Origin of the sequence: Arthrobacter sp. B3I4 (assembly GCF_030816855.1) — a bacterium.
Taxonomy (GTDB): Bacteria; Actinomycetota; Actinomycetes; order Actinomycetales; family Micrococcaceae; genus Arthrobacter.
The window spans coordinates 3,116,350-3,133,195 of record NZ_JAUSYK010000001.1; the positions used below are offsets into that span (position 1 = coordinate 3,116,350).

Annotated in this window: 15 protein-coding genes and 1 pseudogene; all 16 read right to left on the minus strand. The window is 67.6% G+C overall.

Annotated elements, in window-relative coordinates:
• Positions 1-40: 40 nt before the first annotated feature.
• The 16 genes and pseudogenes from QFZ61_RS14735 to QFZ61_RS14820 all read right to left on the minus strand — a co-directional run bounded on the left by QFZ61_RS14735 (position 41) and on the right by QFZ61_RS14820 (position 16,602).
• A pseudogene (locus QFZ61_RS14735) lies at positions 41-947 on the minus strand (alpha/beta hydrolase).
• Positions 944-1,639, minus strand: a complete 696-nt coding sequence (locus tag QFZ61_RS14745; RefSeq protein ID WP_307037266.1) for a TetR/AcrR family transcriptional regulator — start codon at positions 1,637-1,639, stop codon at positions 944-946. The pseudogene QFZ61_RS14735 and the gene QFZ61_RS14745 overlap by 4 nt, the downstream one beginning before the upstream one ends.
• Complete coding sequence (locus QFZ61_RS14750) at positions 1,636-3,249, minus strand: class I adenylate-forming enzyme family protein (RefSeq protein ID WP_307037268.1); 1,614 nt, start codon at positions 3,247-3,249, stop codon at positions 1,636-1,638. Before QFZ61_RS14750 ends, QFZ61_RS14745 begins: the two co-directional genes overlap by 4 nt.
• The gene (locus QFZ61_RS14755; RefSeq protein WP_307038293.1) at positions 3,246-3,413 is read right to left on the minus strand and encodes a hypothetical protein; all 168 of its coding nucleotides are present in this window, start codon (positions 3,411-3,413) and stop codon (positions 3,246-3,248) included. The genes QFZ61_RS14750 and QFZ61_RS14755 overlap by 4 nt, the downstream gene beginning before the upstream one ends.
• A complete protein-coding gene (locus tag QFZ61_RS14765; protein WP_373427164.1) occupies positions 3,406-4,473 on the minus strand; it encodes a branched-chain amino acid ABC transporter permease in 1,068 nt (355 codons plus the stop codon). The genes QFZ61_RS14755 and QFZ61_RS14765 overlap by 8 nt, the downstream gene beginning before the upstream one ends.
• Complete coding sequence (locus tag QFZ61_RS14770) at positions 4,470-5,345, minus strand: branched-chain amino acid ABC transporter permease (protein WP_307037270.1); 876 nt, start codon at positions 5,343-5,345, stop codon at positions 4,470-4,472. Before QFZ61_RS14770 ends, QFZ61_RS14765 begins: the two co-directional genes overlap by 4 nt.
• Positions 5,342-6,115, minus strand: a complete 774-nt coding sequence (locus QFZ61_RS14775) for an ABC transporter ATP-binding protein (RefSeq protein ID WP_307037272.1) — start codon at positions 6,113-6,115, stop codon at positions 5,342-5,344. Before QFZ61_RS14775 ends, QFZ61_RS14770 begins: the two co-directional genes overlap by 4 nt.
• A complete protein-coding gene (locus QFZ61_RS14780) occupies positions 6,112-6,876 on the minus strand; it encodes an ABC transporter ATP-binding protein (RefSeq protein WP_307037274.1) in 765 nt (254 codons plus the stop codon). Before QFZ61_RS14780 ends, QFZ61_RS14775 begins: the two co-directional genes overlap by 4 nt.
• Positions 6,877-6,934: 58 nt before the next feature.
• Positions 6,935-8,140: a substrate-binding domain-containing protein gene (locus tag QFZ61_RS14785; RefSeq protein WP_307037276.1), complete on the minus strand. Its 1,206-nt coding sequence runs from the start codon at positions 8,138-8,140 to the stop codon at positions 6,935-6,937.
• Between the two features lie 227 nt (positions 8,141-8,367).
• Positions 8,368-8,853 (minus strand): DUF1579 domain-containing protein, encoded by a 486-nt coding sequence (locus QFZ61_RS14790; protein WP_307037277.1) that lies wholly within the window; start codon positions 8,851-8,853, stop codon positions 8,368-8,370.
• A 164-nt stretch (positions 8,854-9,017) separates the two neighbouring features.
• Positions 9,018-10,361, minus strand: coding sequence for a pitrilysin family protein (locus tag QFZ61_RS14795; protein WP_307037279.1), 1,344 nt, complete (start codon positions 10,359-10,361; stop codon positions 9,018-9,020).
• Between the two features lie 122 nt (positions 10,362-10,483).
• Positions 10,484-12,733, minus strand: coding sequence for a polyribonucleotide nucleotidyltransferase (locus QFZ61_RS14800; RefSeq protein ID WP_307037281.1), 2,250 nt, complete (start codon positions 12,731-12,733; stop codon positions 10,484-10,486).
• Positions 12,734-12,974: 241 nt separating this feature from the next.
• Positions 12,975-13,244: a 30S ribosomal protein S15 gene (gene rpsO / locus QFZ61_RS14805; RefSeq protein WP_290258342.1), complete on the minus strand. Its 270-nt coding sequence runs from the start codon at positions 13,242-13,244 to the stop codon at positions 12,975-12,977.
• 208 nt (positions 13,245-13,452) lie between these two features.
• On the minus strand, positions 13,453-14,709 hold the full coding sequence (locus QFZ61_RS14810) for a kynureninase (protein ID WP_307037283.1): 1,257 nt from the start codon (positions 14,707-14,709) through the stop codon (positions 13,453-13,455).
• Positions 14,706-15,560, minus strand: coding sequence for a tryptophan 2,3-dioxygenase (gene kynA, locus QFZ61_RS14815; protein ID WP_307037285.1), 855 nt, complete (start codon positions 15,558-15,560; stop codon positions 14,706-14,708). Before kynA ends, QFZ61_RS14810 begins: the two co-directional genes overlap by 4 nt.
• Positions 15,561-15,588: 28 nt before the next feature.
• Positions 15,589-16,602, minus strand: coding sequence for a bifunctional riboflavin kinase/FAD synthetase (locus QFZ61_RS14820; RefSeq protein WP_307037287.1), 1,014 nt, complete (start codon positions 16,600-16,602; stop codon positions 15,589-15,591).
• Positions 16,603-16,846 lie beyond the last annotated feature (244 nt).

Genomic DNA, 16,846 nt, shown 5'->3' on the forward strand with positions numbered 1-16,846 from the left:
AGGGCCGGGCCAGCCGCGAGGCTGGACCCGGCTTTGACCGTCAGCCGCGGGCCAGGGCCGCCTGTACCGTCTCGGCCACTGCGCGGGCGCCGGGTTCGCCCATGATGATGGTGTAGTGGTTGACGTCGGGCACTTCCTGGACCGTCAGTGTTGGCAGCTTTTCTGCCCACGACTCCAGGTAGCCGGGCGCGTAGAGCCCGGCCGGTTCGTTGAGCAGGCCTCGTGGCGCGCGGAGCACCTCGGCGTCCACGGAGAGCTCATCCAGGGCCTTCAGCAGTGACGCGCCGCGGTGCAGGTCCGCGGTGTCCTCGGCCATCGCTTCGTACCGCGTGGCGGGCCGCAACTCCGGTTCCTCGCCGGTGAGATCGTAATCCACATACGCGTCCACGAACGGGCCCCAGTCGGTGCTGAAAGCCGGGTGCTGCCGCCAGAAGGACCGGTAGACCTCACGGCTCGGGAAGGTGGCGTTCAGGCGCTCCGCCGCCGGTCCCAGCACGGAGGTAATGATCTCGTCATCCGAGAGCCCTTCCGGGACCTGCAGCGGCAGGCCGCCGTCCACCAGCACGAGCGAGCGGACGCGCTCCGGGAACTGGTTTGCCAGGACAAGCGACACGAAGCCGCCCATTGAATGTCCCACCACGACGACGGGGCTCCGGGGCCAGCCCTGTGAGTACGGCAGCCATGTCCTCTGCGTGCGAGGCCATGCCGTACGGCGCGGGCAAGGAGTTGCTGCGGCCACGGCCGCGCAGGTCAGGCGCGATGATCCGCACGTCGGGCAGCGCCGCAGCCAGATACGCCCAGCATTTGTGCGAGGCGGTGACGCCGTGGACGGCCAGGATGGTGGGGGCGTCCTGATCCTCGGGACCCCAGATGGCGGTGTGCAGCGTCCCGCCGCGTACCGCCACTTCGGTGGTCCGGTAGGTTTCCTGGTTGGTTGTCTGGGTCATGACGGTGTCCCTTCCTGGGGCGGGGTGGGGTTCGCGGTCGTTTCTTGGGGTGAGGCGGTGGGCCGGCCGGAGCCAGGGTCGGGCGCGAGGGCCCGTTCAATGAACTGCATCATTTCGTCGAAGACCTCTTCGGGCACCTCGGGCCGGGCTCCGGCAGCCGGTTCGGTTCCTTCCTCGTCCCACAGCACCCACCGCATGCCGATCAGCTCGCCGATGCCCATCAGGGCCCAGGCTGCCACGTTGGGGTCCATGGCCCGGACTTCACCGCTCAGCTGGGCGGCTTTCAAGCCTTCGATGTAGCCGTTGACGACTCGGGTGTAGTGCAGGCGGAGCGCTCCGGGTGAGACGAACTCGGCCTGGCGGATGATCCGGTAGAGGGCGGGGTGCTGCGCGGTGAAGCGGAAGAACGCCCGGAACCCGGCCCGTTCCGCCTCAAGCCGGGTGCCGGCGCTCCGGGCAGCGTCGGTCATCGCGTGCCGGACCCGGCGGTTGAGGTCTTCGACGACTTCGTCGAAGATGGCCTGCTTGCCGTCGAAATACAAATAGAAGGTGCCGAGGCCGACACCGGCCGCCTCGGTGATCTTCACGATCGAGGCCTCGTGGTAGCCCACGGAAGCGAAGAGCGATTCGGCGGCTTCGAGCAGCTTGGCCCTGGTGCGGTTGCCCCGGGCGGTGCGCGGCGCGGCGCTCACCGCCGGCCGCCCTGCGGCTGTGTGCTTCCGGACGCAGCATTTCCTGACGCAGGGCGGCCGGCCAGCTCCTGGCGCAATTTGGCGCGGAGTACCTTGTTCAGCGCGGTGCGGGGCAGCGCCGAGACCATTTCGATTTGTGCCGGCACCTTGAAGCGGGCCAGCTGGGCGGTGCAGTGCTCCAGCAGCTCCTGTTCGTCGGTGGCCATGCCGGGGCGGACCACCACGAAGGCCATGCCGGTTTCCCCCCAGCGCGGGTCCTCCACGCCGACGACGGCGGCCTGGGCCACGGCGGGGTGGGCCAGCAGGGCTGCCTCGACCTCGGACGGCGCTACGTTCTCACCGCCGGAGATGTAGATGTCCTTGAGCCGGTCCACCACCTTGATGTACCCCTCGGCGTCGCGTTCGACGAGGTCGCCGGTGCGCAGCCAGCCGCCGGCGAGGACGGCCGCGGTGGCCGCCGGATCACGGAAGTAGCCGGCGAACACGCCCGGGCCGCCCACCAGCAGCTCACCGGCGGCGGCGCCGTCGAGGATTTCGCCGGTGGCAGGGTCAGCCACCGCGACGACGACGTGCGGGTACGGCTTGCCGGAGTAGCCGATCATCCGCTCGGCATCCTCGTTGGGCAGGCAGAGCACGTTCGGGGAGGCCTCCGTGAGCCCGTACCCCTGACTCAGCGCCACTCCCCTGCGGTGCCAGATCCGCAGCAGGGGCGCTGGCATGGGCGCTCCGCCGACGACGGCGTGGCGCAGGCTGCCGAGTTCCGCGGAGGCGAAGTCCGGGTGTTCGGCGAGCATCAGGTACTGGGTAGGGACGCCCATCAGCATGGTGACGCCGCGTTCGGGAATCAGCTGCAGGACCCGGCCCGGGTCAAAACCACGTTCGAGCACCACCGTGGCACCGACCCACCAGGCCAGCAGCGGCTGGATGTTCCAGCCGCCCACGTGGAATTGCGGCAGCACGGCCAGGACGACGTCGTTGCTGCCCATGTCCAGGGTGCGGGAGAGTGAGAGGTTGTTCCAAAAGCAGTTGGCGTGGGTCAGCACCGCTGCCTTGCTGGCCCCTTCGGTGCCGGAGGTGAAGATCATCAGCAGGGCGTCGTCGTCGCGCACTTCCCTTCCGGGCGCGTCTGCCGGCACGGCGGCCACCCGGGTGGGAGCCGGCACCGACTTTTCAACGCCGCCCGGGCCCAGCGGGGCGGTCCTTGGCCGGTGCGCCAGCAGGCCGGACGCCGCCGCTCCAAGGGTCTCGAGGTCGCCTTCGACCAGCAGCAGCTGCGGCTCAGCAAGCTCCAGCTGGGCGGCCAGCTCCCTGGGTGAGAGCCGCCAGGACAGCGGGACCAGGACGAGTCCGGCCTTGGCGCAGGCGAAGAAGGCCACCACATGGTCCGAGCTGTTCCCGGTCAGGGTCGCGATCCTGTCGCCAATCCGATAGCCCGCCACCTGGAACCCGGCGGCCAGGGCGGCGGCACGGCGCTCCAGCTCGCTGTAGAGCAGGGTGCAGCCGCGGTCGTCGATGGCGACGCGGTTCGGGGTGGCGAGGCTGCGGTCGCTGGTCCAGCGGCCCAGGGTGTGCAGGCCATCGGCCAGGTGGCTTCGGGTTGTGCCGCTCATGCAGCGTCCTCCAGGATGTCTTGGGGCGTCTCCGTACCGCCGCTGCCGGCACGGCCGCCGCGGCGCCGTTGTGCCAGCCGTTCGGCGGTTCCCGCCAGACCCCCGGGCAGGAAGAGCACTACCAGGATGAAGAGCGTGCCGAGGATGAACAGCGGTTCAGACAACGGTACCCGCAGGATGTCCGGCAGGGACTTGACGGCCTCGGAGTTGGCGAGGGCAGTGAGCCGCTGGTCGAGGATGGTGTAGAACACGCCTCCGACGACGGCGCCCCAGCGCGAGCCGACGCCGCCCAGGACCACCATGACCAGCAGCGTGATGGTCAGATCCGAGGAGATGGCCCGCGGTATCGCACCGCTTTGCAGCAGCAGGAAGACCATGCCGACCACGCTGACCAGGATGGGCGGAAAGAACAAAAATCAGCAGCTTGACCAGGTAGGGCTGCAGGCCAAGGACCCGGACGCGCAGTTCGTTCTCGCGGACTGCCGCCGCGGAGTGGCCGGCCCGGGACGACTGCACCCAGGTGACGACGACAAACACGACGACGAGCACGGCCAGTGCCAGCCAGTACAGGTTGCGGGTGTTGACGACGCCGACCAGGAAGTCGGGCAGGTTGTCGGTCCGCAGCGTCAGGCCCTCGTCGCCTCCGGTCCGGCCCTCGGGATTGCGGCCCACGATCACGGAACCGGCCTGGGCGAAGGCGAGGGTGACCATGGCGAAGGGGATGCCGCTGACCCGCAGGCTGATGCTGCCGACGACGTGGGCCAGGACGATCACGATCAGCAGGGTGAGCCCCATGGCCGGCAGCAGCGGAATGTCCAGGTTCTGCAGGATGATCGCGAGCCCGTAGACACCGGCGCCGAAGTAGAGCGCGTGCCCGAAGGACAGCAGCCCGGCGACGCCCAGGAGCAGGTGGTAGGTCAGGGCCGCGGCCGCCATCAGCATGCACATCGCCAGCAGTTGGAGTGAGCCCGGGGTGTAGCTGGGGCCGGGCAGCACGCCGGGCAGTGAGATGTTCAGCAGCGGGAGCAGGACCAGCAGCAGCACCCCGGCCAGACCTGCGGCCCAGGACGCGAGGCGGCGGCCCGTGACGCGGCGGCCTGCGGTGACCGCTGTTGCGCCCGGCGCTCCCCCGGCCCCGCGTCTGCCGGTTTTGCCCGCCCCCGCGCGGGCGCTTCCGTCGGCTGCGGGCTGGCCGGTGTTGTTGGTGTCAGTGTCGGTGGTCATGCGGTTCTCCCGAGCAGGCCGGTGGGGCGGAACAGCAGCACGAGCGCCAGGGCCAGCACGACGACGAAGTCGCCGGTGCCGCCGAGGTAGAAGTTGGCGAACTGCTGCAGGATGGCGACGGCGACGGCGGCGATGGCCGCGCCGGTCAGTGAGCCGAGCCCGCCGATCACCGTGACGATGAAGGCGAAGATCAGCAGCGAGCCGCCGAGCATCGGGGAGACGTAGCCGAAGTAGTGCGAGGCGAGGACGCCGCCGAGGCCGGCCGCCGCCCCGCCGATGGTGAAGACGAGGGTGAAGGCTTTGCGGACGTCGATGCCGAGGGCGGTGACCATGGAGCGGTTTTCGACACCGGCGCGGATGATCATGCCGTAGCGGGTCTTCTTGAGGAAGAACACCAGGGCCAGCAGCACCAGGACCGCGGCGAGGATGCAGACGAAGCGGTCGTTCGGAACCCGGGCGCCCAGGATGTCGGTGGTGTCCTTGAACCATGCCGGGCCCTGGATGTAGACCGGGTCGGTTCCCCACGTTCCGTCGAACAGCGCGACGGCGGCGAGCGAGAGACCCAGCGTGACGAGCACCTGCTCGATGTGGCGTTGGTACAACCTGCGGATCAGAACAAACTCGGTGAAGGCGGCAAAGACGGCACCGGCCACGGCCCCGACGACGAGGGAGAGCAGAAAGATTCCCCAGTTGTCGGAGCCGGCGCGGCGGGCCATCTCCCAGCCCGTGAATGCGCCCAGGGTCAGGAACGCCCCGTGCGCGAAGTTGAGCACGCCCATCAGCCCGTAGATCAGGGACAGCCCTGCGGCCACGAGGAAGTACAGCGCACCGAGGCCGAGGCCGGTGAACAGCAACAGGATGACGGTGCTCACAGGGCAGCGCCTTTCTCGACCGGATCCGCGTGGGACGCCGCGTCGGTGGAGACACCGAGATGTCTGTGGATCAGCCCTGCGTCGTCGAGGAAGTCGAGCGCGCGGCCGGTGTGGACCACGCGTCCGCCGGAGAGCACGACTGCTCCCTCGGCGAGCTGGCGGACCACGTGCAGGTTTTGTTCAACGAGCAGGATGGGGACCGTTTTGGCCGCTTCGGCAAGGGTCTCGGCCACCTCGCCGACGATCTTGGGGGCAAGGCCCTTGGTCGGCTCGTCGACCAGCAGGATTTTGTTGGTGTTCAGCAGGGCCCGGGCCAGGGAAACCATCTGCTGCTGGCCGCCGGAAAGCGTTCCGGCCATCTGGCCGGCGCGGGCCAGCAGGTCCGGGAAGAGCTCCTCGACCAATTGCCTGCGCGGGTTGGCGTCGCGTTCGGCGAGCCGGAGGTTCTCCGCCACGGTCAGTTCGGAAAAGACTTCGCGGTCCTCCGGGACGTAGCCGACGCCGCGCTGGATGATCTTGAAGGTGGCTTCCTTTTCGATCCGTTCACCGGCCAGTTCCACTGTGCCGGTGCGGTCGATCAGGCCGATGATGGCCTTGATGGTGCTGGTTTTGCCGACGCCGTTGCGGCCCAGCAGTGCGGTGATGCCGGTGGCCGGCACGGTGAAGGACACGTCCTCAACGACCTGCTGCCCGGCGATCCGGGCGCTGAGGCCCTCGACCCTGAGGATGGGCGCGGCCTCGGCGGCGCGGTGGTGGTCAGCTGTGCTCATACTGGTTCTCCGAGGTAGGCGCTTTGCACGGTGGGGTCGGCCATCACGGCGTCGGGGCTGTCCAGGGCCAGCAGGCTGCCGTGGTGCATTACGGCCACCCGGTCCACCAGGCCCAGTACGACGTCCATGTGATGTTCGACCATCATCACGGTGCAACCGCGGTCGCGGTGCATCCCCCGGATAATCGCGGTGAGGGACGGGACGTCCCCCGACGCCACCCCGGCCATCGGCTCGTCGAGCAGGACGACGGCGGGATCGGTCGCCAGCAGCACGGCGATTTCGACCTTGCGCTTCTCGCCGTGCGAGAGGTCTCCCGCCGCCGTCGTCAGCTTGCCGGTGAGACCCACCTCGGCGATGGTGCCGCGGGCGATCCGGGTGGCTTCGTCCGAGGCAGAGGGAAAGCGCAGGATGCTGAAGCTGCCGCCCAGTTTGGCCTGGGCAGCGAGCCGGACGTTTTCCAGCACGCTGAGCCGGGGAAACAGATTCGAGGTCTGGAAGGTCCGTCCCAGCCCTGCCTTGGCCCGGCGATGGATGGGCGCGGCCGTGATCTCCCTGCCGTTCAGCGTGATGCTGCCCGCAGTGGGCCGCACGACGCCGGAAATCAGGTTGAACAAGGTGGTCTTGCCGGCCCCGTTGGGCCCGATCACGCCGACCATTTCGCCGGCGGCGACCGCGAAGCTCACATCCTGCAGGATGCGTGCACCGCCGATCTGCAGACCGAGGCCGTCCACCGCGAGGGCAGGCAGGGCTGGGGTTGTCATACGGATCCTTCGTTCTGGCTAGCTAGAGGCGGAGCGGGCCGAGGCGCGGCGCCGCCGGCTACTTCTTTTTTTCCGGCGGAGCGACGGTGTCGGCCGGGACGGCCTTGACCAGCTCGGGGGCCCAGGTGTCACCCTTCTGGACCAGCTTTGCCTGGTACATGTCCTGGATCAGGGCGTGGTCCGAGGCGCGGACGGTTTCCTTGCCCTTGGGGCCGTCGAAGCTGAAGCCTTCGAGGGACTTGACCATGGCGTCGGGGTCGGTTCCGCCGCCTTCCTTGATGGCTTGGGCGATCAGCTGGCCGAGGACGAAGCCGTCCGGGGTGAAGAGGTCAGCCTTGCCGCCGGCCTTCTCGACGCCAGCGATCATTTTCTTTTCCACTTCGGTGCCGGAGGCGCCCGGGAAGTAGTGGCTGAGGAAGCTGATTTTGGAGCTTGCCGGGCCGTAGGCGCCGAAGCTGGACGCGTCGCCCAGGCCGGTGACCACGGGCGCGGCGTCAAATACTCCCTGCTGGCTCAGCGACTGCCACATGGTGCCGGTGGTTGCCCCGGCCCAGGCGACGAAAACCATGTCCGGCTTAGCGTCCAGAAGCTGGCGGGCGAACGGGGTGAGTTCCTGGTTTTCGGGGACGAGCACCGAGCTCACCGCGGCACCCTTGGCACCAAGCACTGCCTTGACCGCAGCGACGTTGCCCTGGCCGAAGGCGTTGTCCTGCGCGAACACGACGACTTTCTTGTCCTTGGGGTCGATGAAGGTGCCGGCGGTGGCGACGTCCTGCAGGCTCTGGCGGCCCGAGCGGAAGGTGTACTTGTTGACGCCCTGGATCGCATCGGTGGCGGCGGCGCCGGAGATGTACAGGATCTTGTTCTGCTGCGCCTGTTCCGCGAGCTTTACAGCGATCCCGGAGGACGCCGTGCCGCCGATGATCTTGTAGCCCTTGCCGATCATGTCCTTGGCCGCGGTGACGGCCTTGTCCGGGTCGCCGGCGTCGTCAGCGTAGGTCAGGTTGATCTTGGCACCGTTAATCTCGCCAGTGCCGTTCGTGGCGTAATCGATACCGGCCTGCAGGCCCTGGTAGTAGGTGGCGCCATAGGCCGCGAGGGGGCCGGTCTTGGAGTAGATGATGCCGACGTTGACGGGCTCGGCAGCCTTACCGGCACCGGCGGACCCGGCCGGGGCGGCGGAACCACTGGTGGGGGCGCAGGCGCTGAGCGCGAGCCCGGTGGCCATGACGGCGGCCATCAGGAACTTCTTTGTATCCTTCACGGGATGCCTTTCGGTGAAAATCCGCGGAATGTGGGCAAGGGATCTGAGCCGAACCTGAAAGGTGATTCAGATTACGGCAAATCTATGATGCGGCTCACACGGTGTCAACGGATATCAAGCCCGGCTTTGCAACGAAATGGCAACGTTTCGGGGCATGGCGGAAACACGGCGGCCCGGTCAGGTCAGGCGGCGAAGCGCCCACCCTCCCCCAGATCAGGAGGGGAATGTCAGGCGGGGATGGCTGCCGTCTCAGGGACACGGCGGCACACAGTGGTCATGAACGGGATGAACTCCTCGGCGCTTCCCAGCCGCAGCCCGGCGGCGTGGGTGAGCACGCCATCCTCCACGGTGAAGGTGTGGCGGGCGGTGCCTCGGTCGCTGCGCCTTTCAATGGTCAGTGTGCCGTCCTGCCAGCTGGCCCGGGCCGGCCGCTCAGGCGGCAGTCCCAGGCTGTTGACGTGGTACCACAGGATGTCGGGACGGCTCCGGTCCACGGTGAAGACACCGACGCCGTCGGTCCGGGAGCCATCGGCGTCGGTGTGGCGGTAGCTCATGGTCACGGCCAGCCCGGCGGCCGCCCGGGCGAAAACGACCTCGGCTGATGCCGTCCTGGCCGGCCCCCAGGCGGTGGCTTCCCACTGCGTGGTGCCGCTCCATTGCCCAAGAAAGGCCTCGAGGGCCTCGGGTGCGCTGCCCGGCAGCTCTCCGTCCATGCTTCCTCCGCGTCAGGTCCTCCCGAGTGGCTCCGGCACCATCATCACGCCGGGCCGTGCGGCTGTAAAGGCGGCCGGCTCGACGGTACAGGCGGCCGGCTCGACGGCCTCGGCCCCTGGCCGCGGCGGCTGCACCGGTCGTACCGGTCAGCGGAGGCGGCGGTTCAGAACCCGAAGGTCTCCGTTTCCTCGAAGGGGCCCACCACTGTGACGGTCCGCGGGGCGGCCGCGAGTTCGCGCGCGAGCTCCTGGACCTCGGCCACGGTGACGGCCTTGATCTGCCGCAGCGTCTCGTCGATGTCTTGGTACTCGCCGGAAACCAATTCCGCGCGGCCCAGCCGGGACATACGGGAGCCGGTGTCCTCCAGGGCCAGGACGATCCCGCCGCTGAGCTGGCCGACGGCCTTGCGCAGTTCCTCCTCGGAGATGCCGCCCTCGGCCAGGTTGTCCAGTTCCGCGCCCAGCAGTTCCAGGACCTGGCGGACCTTTGTCGGCGTGCAGCCTGCGTACATGCCAAAGTAGCCGGCGTCGGCGTAAGAGGACGCGAACGAGTAGGTGGAGTAAACCAGGCCGCGCTTCTCGCGGACTTCCTGGAACAGCCGGGAGGACATGCCGCCGCCGAGGACGGCGTTCAGGACGCTCATCACGTAGCGGCGGTCGTCGGTGGCGACGATCGTGGGGCAGCCCATGATGATGTTGGCCTGTTCCACGGGCCGCTTGACCACGTGCAGCCCGGCGGTGCCGGTGATCGCGGCGCGTTCGGTGGAGCGGCGCTGCACCGGGGCGGCGTCGTGCTCAAGTTCCCAGCCAGCGGAATGCAGGGCACCTACCACCAGCTCGCAGACAACGTCATGGTCCAGTCCCCCGGCGGCGGTGATGACGAGCTCGTCCGGACGGTAATACCGGCGGTAATGATCCCAGACGGAGTCGCGGGCGACGGCGCGGATCGCATCCGGAGTGCCGCCGATGGGGCGGCCGAGCGGGTGCGTGCCCAGCACGGCAGCGACGAAGTGTTCGTGCGCGACGTCGGTGGGGTCGTCGCTGTCCATCGCGATTTCCTCGAGGATGACGTCGCGTTCCTGCTCCATCTCCTGCGGGTCCAGCACCGCCCCGGTGATCATGTCTGCGATGACGTCGATCGCCATCGGCAGGTCGGTGTCCAGGACGCGGGCGAAGTAGCAGGTGCTTTCCTTCGCGGTGGCCGCGTTCGATTCCCCGCCCACCTCGTCAAAGGCGGAGGCGATCTCCAGCGCGGTGCGCCGCCGGGTGCCTTTGAACAGCAGGTGCTCAAGGAAGTGGGTGGAGCCGTGCTGGCCCGGCGCCTCGTCCCGCGAACCGACGCCGACCCAGAAGCCGATCGTCGCCGAGCGTTGCCCCGGCATCGCTTCGGTCAAGACCCGGACGCCGCCCGGTAGTACTGAGCGCCGCACCTCTGAGCCGCCGTCGGCTCCGTGGATGAGGGAGTCCGAGTGCTGGTTCTGCTCTAGCGGCAGGGGGACGACAGTCATTAAGGCCTTTCCTCAAAAAACGTTCCACAAAATGGGCGAAATCTGCCTGCAATCCTACCTGCCTTTAACGGCAGCGGGGCCGGTGGAAGAATCCACCGGCCCCGCTGTTTGGCTTGGCAGAATTACTCTGCGGCCGCCTCGGCTACGTCAGCGCCCGCAGCGTCCTCGGATGCTGCTTCCTCAGCCACGACGGGCGAGAGGGAGAGCTTTCCGCGGTCGTCGATCTTGGTGATTTCCACCTGAATCTTCTGCCCGACGGAGACGACGTCCTCGACGTTGTCCACCCGCTTGCCGCCGGCGATCTTGCGCAGCTCGGAGATGTGCAGCAGACCGTCCTTGCCGGGGGTCAGCGAAACGAAGGCTCCGAAAGTGGTGGTCTTGACGACCGTACCCAGGTAGCGCTCGCCGATTTCCGGAAGCTGGGGGTTGGCGATGGCGTTGATCGCGGACCGTGCTGCGTCGGCAGACGGGCCGTTGGTGGCGCCGATGTAGACAGTGCCGTCGTCCTCGATCGAGATGTCGGCTCCGGTGTCTTCCTGGATCTGGTTGATCATCTTGCCCTTCGGGCCGATGACCTCGCCGATCTTGTCTACCGGGATCTTGACCGCGATGACGCGCGGCGCGAACTCGGAGAGCTCGTCCGGGGTGTCGATCGCGGAGTTCAGCACGTCCAGGATGTGCAGGCGTGCTTCGCGGGCCTGCTTCAGGGCGGCGGCCAGGACCGAGGCGGGGATGCCGTCGAGCTTCGTGTCCAGCTGGATGGCCGTAACGAACTCGGAGGTACCGGCAACCTTGAAGTCCATGTCACCGAAGGCATCTTCGGCGCCGAGGATGTCGGTCAGCGCGGCGTAGCGGGTCTGGCCGTCGACCTGGTCGGAAACCAGGCCCATGGCGATACCGGCGACGGCAGCCTTCAGCGGCACGCCTGCGTTCAGCAGGGACAGCGTGGAGGCGCAGACGGAACCCATCGACGTCGAACCGTTGGAGCTGAGAGCCTCAGACACCTGGCGGATGGCGTACGGGAATTCCTCCCGGGTCGGCAACACCGGCATGATGGCGCGTTCTGCCAGGGCGCCGTGGCCGATTTCGCGGCGCTTCGGGGAACCGACGCGGCCGGTCTCACCGGTGGAGTACGGCGGGAAGTTGTAGTTGTGCATGTAGCGCTTGCGCGTCACCGGGGACAGCGAGTCGATCTGCTGTTCCATCTTGAGCATGTTCAGCGTGGTGACACCCATGATCTGGGTCTCGCCGCGTTCGAAGATGGCCGAACCGTGGACGCGAGGCAGAACCTCGACCTCGGCGGTGAGCTGGCGGATGTCCGTCAGGCCGCGGCCGTCGATGCGGATCTGGTCCTTGAGGATGCGCTGGCGCACGACCTGCTTGGTAACGGAGCGGAAGGCTGCGGACAGTTCCTTCTCGCGGCCCTCGAACTGGCCGGCCAGGGAAGAGGTGACCTCGTCCTTGAGTGCGTCGGATGCGGTGTCGCGTTCCTGCTTGTCGGCGATCTGGAAGACCGCAGCCAGCTTCTCGGCGGCAGCGGACTCAACAGCGGCGTAGACATCGTCCTGGTAGTCCAGGAAGACCGGGAACTCGACGGTCGGCTTGGCGGCGCGGGCTGCCAGGTCGGACTGCGCCTCGCAGAGTGCCTTGATGAACGGCTTGGCAGCTTCGAGGCCCTCGGAGACGATCTCTTCGGTTGGGGCGGTGGCGCCCTGTTCCTTGATGAGGTTCCAGGAGTTGTCGGTCGCTTCGGCTTCAACCATCATGATGGCGACGTCGTCGCCTGCGATTCGGCCGGCAACGACCATGTTGAAAACGGCGTTCTCAAGCTGCGAGTGCTTTGGGAACGCAACCCACTGGCTGCCGTTTTCGTCGGCGACGAGGGCAACGCGGACGCCGCCGATCGGGCCGGAGAAGGGCAGGCCGGAGAGCTGGGTGGACATCGAGGACGCGTTGATGGCGACGACGTCGTACAGCTCGTCCGGGTTGATCGACAGCACGGTGACGACAATCTGGACCTCGTTGCGCAGGCCCTTCACGAAGGCGGGGCGCAGCGGGCGGTCCATCAGGCGGCAGGCGAGGATGGCCTCGGTCGAGGGACGGCCTTCGCGGCGGAAGAACGAGCCCGGAATGCGGCCGGCAGCGTACATGCGCTCTTCGACGTCCACGGTCAGCGGGAAGAAGTCAAAGCCTTCACGCGGGTGCTTGCCGGCGGTGGTGGCGGACAGCAGCGCGGTCTCTTCGTCGATGTAGACCATGGCTGCGCCGGCTGCCTGCTTGGCAAGACGGCCGGTTTCAAAGCGGATGACCCGCTTGCCGAAGCGGCCATTATCAATGACGGCTTCTGAGAACTGGATTTCGGGACCCTCCATAGAGAGTCACCTCCGTTTCTTGTTTCACGGAGTCCAGCCGCATCAACCCAGCCCAGCATCTGTCTACTGGCCTGCACTGCACCCGGTCATCGATCGAGACCCACGGGCCAAGGCTTCACTCGTTGAAGCCGTTCCCGGAGGTCACTACCGAGGACCGCGAATGCGTGATGCGGTTGATCCTCCTGTTGAGTTTTCTGAAGAGGGCGGCCCTTTCCAGTGGAAAGGGCCGCCCTAAAGCTGACTAGCGGCGCAGGCCGAGGCGCTCGATGAGCGCACGGTAGCGGTTGATGTCAGTGTTCTTGAGGTAGGTGAGCATGCGCTTGCGGCGACCAACCATGGCCAGCAGACCGCGCTGGGTGTGGTAGTCGTGCTTGTGCACCTTCATGTGCTCAGTCAGATCCTTGATCCGCTGGGTCAGGACTGCAACCTGGACCTCCGGCGAACCGGTATCGCCCTCGGACGTTGCGAAGTCCTTCATGATGGACTGCTTTACAGCGGCTTCAAGTGCCACGTTTACTCCTAGAGATGTGCCGTGAGGCCCGCATCAGTAATTCACTGCCGGGGATGCCGTGCGATTTCCGCTGCCCGCCGGGCAGATCGTTATCGCATGACAGGACCCAGCAACCACGGACTGCAGCCGGATCCAACGTTTAGTTTACGGGCACGCCGCCGAAGTTGTCTAAACAGCCCCGGCCCGCCCGGCGCCGCCCGGGTTCGTCTCAGCCGGCGTCCGGCAGCAAACCCCGGATCGCCGCGACGCCGCGGTAGAGCTCCGCGAAGGAGGTGCTGAGCGGTGAGAGCCCGATCCGGATGCCCTGCGGGGCGCGGAAATCCGGAATCACGTCCTGTTCCCACAGCGTCGCCGTCATTTCCCGGAACGCCGGGTGGTCGACGGTGATGTGGCTGCCGCGCAGCTCGGGGTCCCGCGGAGTTCCGAGGCGCACTCCGGCCGGTTCCAGCCAGGCGTCGTACAGCTCGACGGCGAACGCGGTCAGGAGTTCGGACTTCTCCCGGACGGCGGCCATACCGACTTCCTCGATCAGGTCGAGGGTGCCGCGCATGGCGAGCATGCCGAAAACGGCTGGGGTGCCGCTGAGGAACCCGCGGATGCCCGCGGCGGGTTCGTAGCCGGGGCCCATTTCGAAGGCATCCTTGCGGCCCATCCAGCCCCAGATGGGCTGCTGCAGTCCGGGCAGGTGCCGGGCGTTGACGTAGGCGAACGCGGGCGATCCCGGTCCCCCGTTCAGGTACTTGTAGGTGCAGCCTGCGGCGAAGTCGACGCCGGCGGCGTCGAGCTCAATCACCACGGAACCGGCGGAGTGGCAGAGGTCCCAGACCACCAGGGCGCCGACGTCATGCACGGCGGCGGTGATGCCGGGCAGGTCCGCGAGGAAGCCGGAGCGGTAGGCAATCTGGCTCAGGACCACGACGGCGGTGGCCGGGCCGGCGGCGGCGCGCACCTGGTCGACGGTGACGCCGGAGGCCGGGTCGGCGTCGATCCAGCGCAACGTCAGGCCCTCCTCGCGGGCGATGCCCTCAACGAGGTACCGGTCGGTTGGAAAATTGTCGGTGTCCAGCACGATCTCGGTGCGGTCCGGGTCTGTGACGGCGGCCAGCGCGGCACGGATCAGCTTGTAGAGCGCCACGGTGGTGGAGTCGGCGATGATGGTCTGCCCGGGCGCGGCGCCGAGGACGGCCCGGCCGAGCTGGTCGCCGATGACCTGCGGCAGTTCCAGCCATTCCTCGTCCCAGCCGCGAATCAGGCGTCCGCCCCAGCTGTCCTGGATGAAAGCTGCGATGTCCGTGGCGGTCCGCTTCAGCGGGCGGCCCAGGGAGTTGCCGTCGAGGTAGGACAGGTCCGTGTCCGTTCCGATGAAGTGCCCGCGGTAGGACGCAAGCGGGTCCGCGGCGTCGAGCCCAACGGCCCGCTGCCACAGGGCATCCGTGGACGCCGGCGCGGAGGGCTGGGCGCTCACTGGCCGATCTCCGTGCGGACGGCGAACAGCTCCGGGAAGAAGGTGAGCTCAAGGGCCTTTTGCAGGAAGGCGGCTCCGCTGGATCCGCCGGTCCCGGTTTTCATGCCGATGGTGCGCTGCACCGTGCGCAGGTGGCGGAACCGCCACAGCTGGAAGTTGTCTTCCAAATCCACGAGTTCCTCGCACGCCTCGTAGGCACCCCAGTTGGCGGCCGCGTTTTCGTAGATGTACTTGAACACCGGGACCAGTTCGGGGCGGAACTCATGGGCCTGGCTGACATCGCGGTCAAGCACCGAGGCGGGCACATCGAAGCCCTGGCGTTTGAGGTAGGCGAGAAAGTCGTCGTAGATACTCGGCGCTTCGAGCAGTTCCAGAAGCATTGCGTGGGCTTCCGGATCGGCTTCGAACACCGGCAGCATCTTCCGGTTCTTGTTGCCGAGCAGGAATTCCACCGCCCGGTACTGGCTCGATTGGAATCCGGAGGAGTTGCCCAGGAAGCCGCGGAACTGCGAGTACTCGGTGGGCGTCAGGGTGGCCAGCACGGACCATTGCTCGGTGAGCGTCTTCTGGATGTGCTTGACCCGCGCGATGGCCTTCAGCGCGGAACCAAGATCGTCCGCCCGCAGCCAGGCGGCCGCGCTGCGCAGTTCGTGCAGCACCAGCTTGAGCCACAGCTCGGTCGTCTGGTGCTGGATGATGAACAGCATTTCATCGTGGTGTTCCGGCGCGCTGACCGGCTGCTGGGCGCTGAGCAGGGTCGGCAGCTGCAGGTACGAGGCATAGCTCATCCGTGAGCTGAAGTCACGGACGATGTCCTTGTCCAACTCCCGGGTGTTCTTCTCAATCGTCACGTCTCGTGCCTTCCTTGCGCGTGGTCCGCTAGCCGGCGAACAGGAGGTCGTGTGCCTGGAGGACGTCCAGGCGCATCTGCTCAATGAGTGCCTCCGGGCCACGGTACGCGACCATGCCGCGCAGCCGGGCCACGAACTCGACAACCACTGTCTGGTCGTAGAGATCGAAGTCCTCAACGGCTTCGTCCGGACGATCAATGACGTGGGCCTCGACCTGCCGGCTGACGCCGTCAAAGGTCGGGTTCGAGCCGACGGAGATGGCGGCGGGCCAACGGGTTCCGGCCTGGTCGACGAGCCAGCCGGCGTAGATCCCGTCCGCCGGGATGTAGCCGCTGGCGTCGTTGGAAAGGTTGGCTGTGGGAAAACCCAGGTCACGGCCTCGGGCTGCGCCGTGGACGACGCGGCCGCGCATCCGGTGCGGCCGCCCCAGGACAGCAGCGGCCGTGGCGACGTCGCCTTCGCGCAGGGCTTCGCGGACCCAGGTGGACGAACAGCGGCGGTCGCGGGCCCCGCCGTCGTCCTCACTGATAGTGCTGCTGTCGCTGCGGTGCACCGGGTAGCCCTCGGAGCCGAACTCGCTGATGACCTGGACCTCGAAGCCAAGCTTCTCCCCCAGCTCCCGCATGGTGTCCAGGTCTCCGGAGTTGCCGCGGCCGAAGCGGGCATCGTGGCCGATCACGACGTGGCTGGCCTTGAGCGCGTCGACAAGCACGGTTGAGACGAATTCCTCCGGCGTGAGACTGGCCAGTTCAAGCGAGTACTTCATCACCAGGACGGCGTCCAGGCCCACCTCGGCGAGGGCGACGAGCTTGTCTTCCAGCCCCATGATCAGTTCGGGGGCGGATTCGGGGCGGTGCACCTGGGCGGGGTGCGGGTCGAAGGTGATGGCGACGGCGCGGGCGTGGTTCAGGCGGGCGGTGCGGATGAGCTGCGAGAGGACCTGCTGGTGGCCGCGGTGCACGCCGTCGAAGTTGCCAAACGTGACCACGGAGGGACCGAAGTCCGCCGGGACTTCGGACGGGTCGTTCCAGATGTGGACCATCTACCTCGCCTTTTGCTGCCTGCCAGAAACTCCTCCGGAGCGGTCGGGCCGGCTCCGGAACTCTCTAAGATTACCCGCAATCACCCCGGTTCCCGGACGCCGGCAGGACAGCACGGCTGCCAGCCCGGCCCCCTCTTCAGGGCACGGGTCGCGGGGCCGGGACGCGGCTCCGAGGCGAGCCGGGAGGCAGGCTAGGAGGCGGGCTAGGATGCAAGGGCAGCAGCTCTGCGCCGGCTACAGGCCC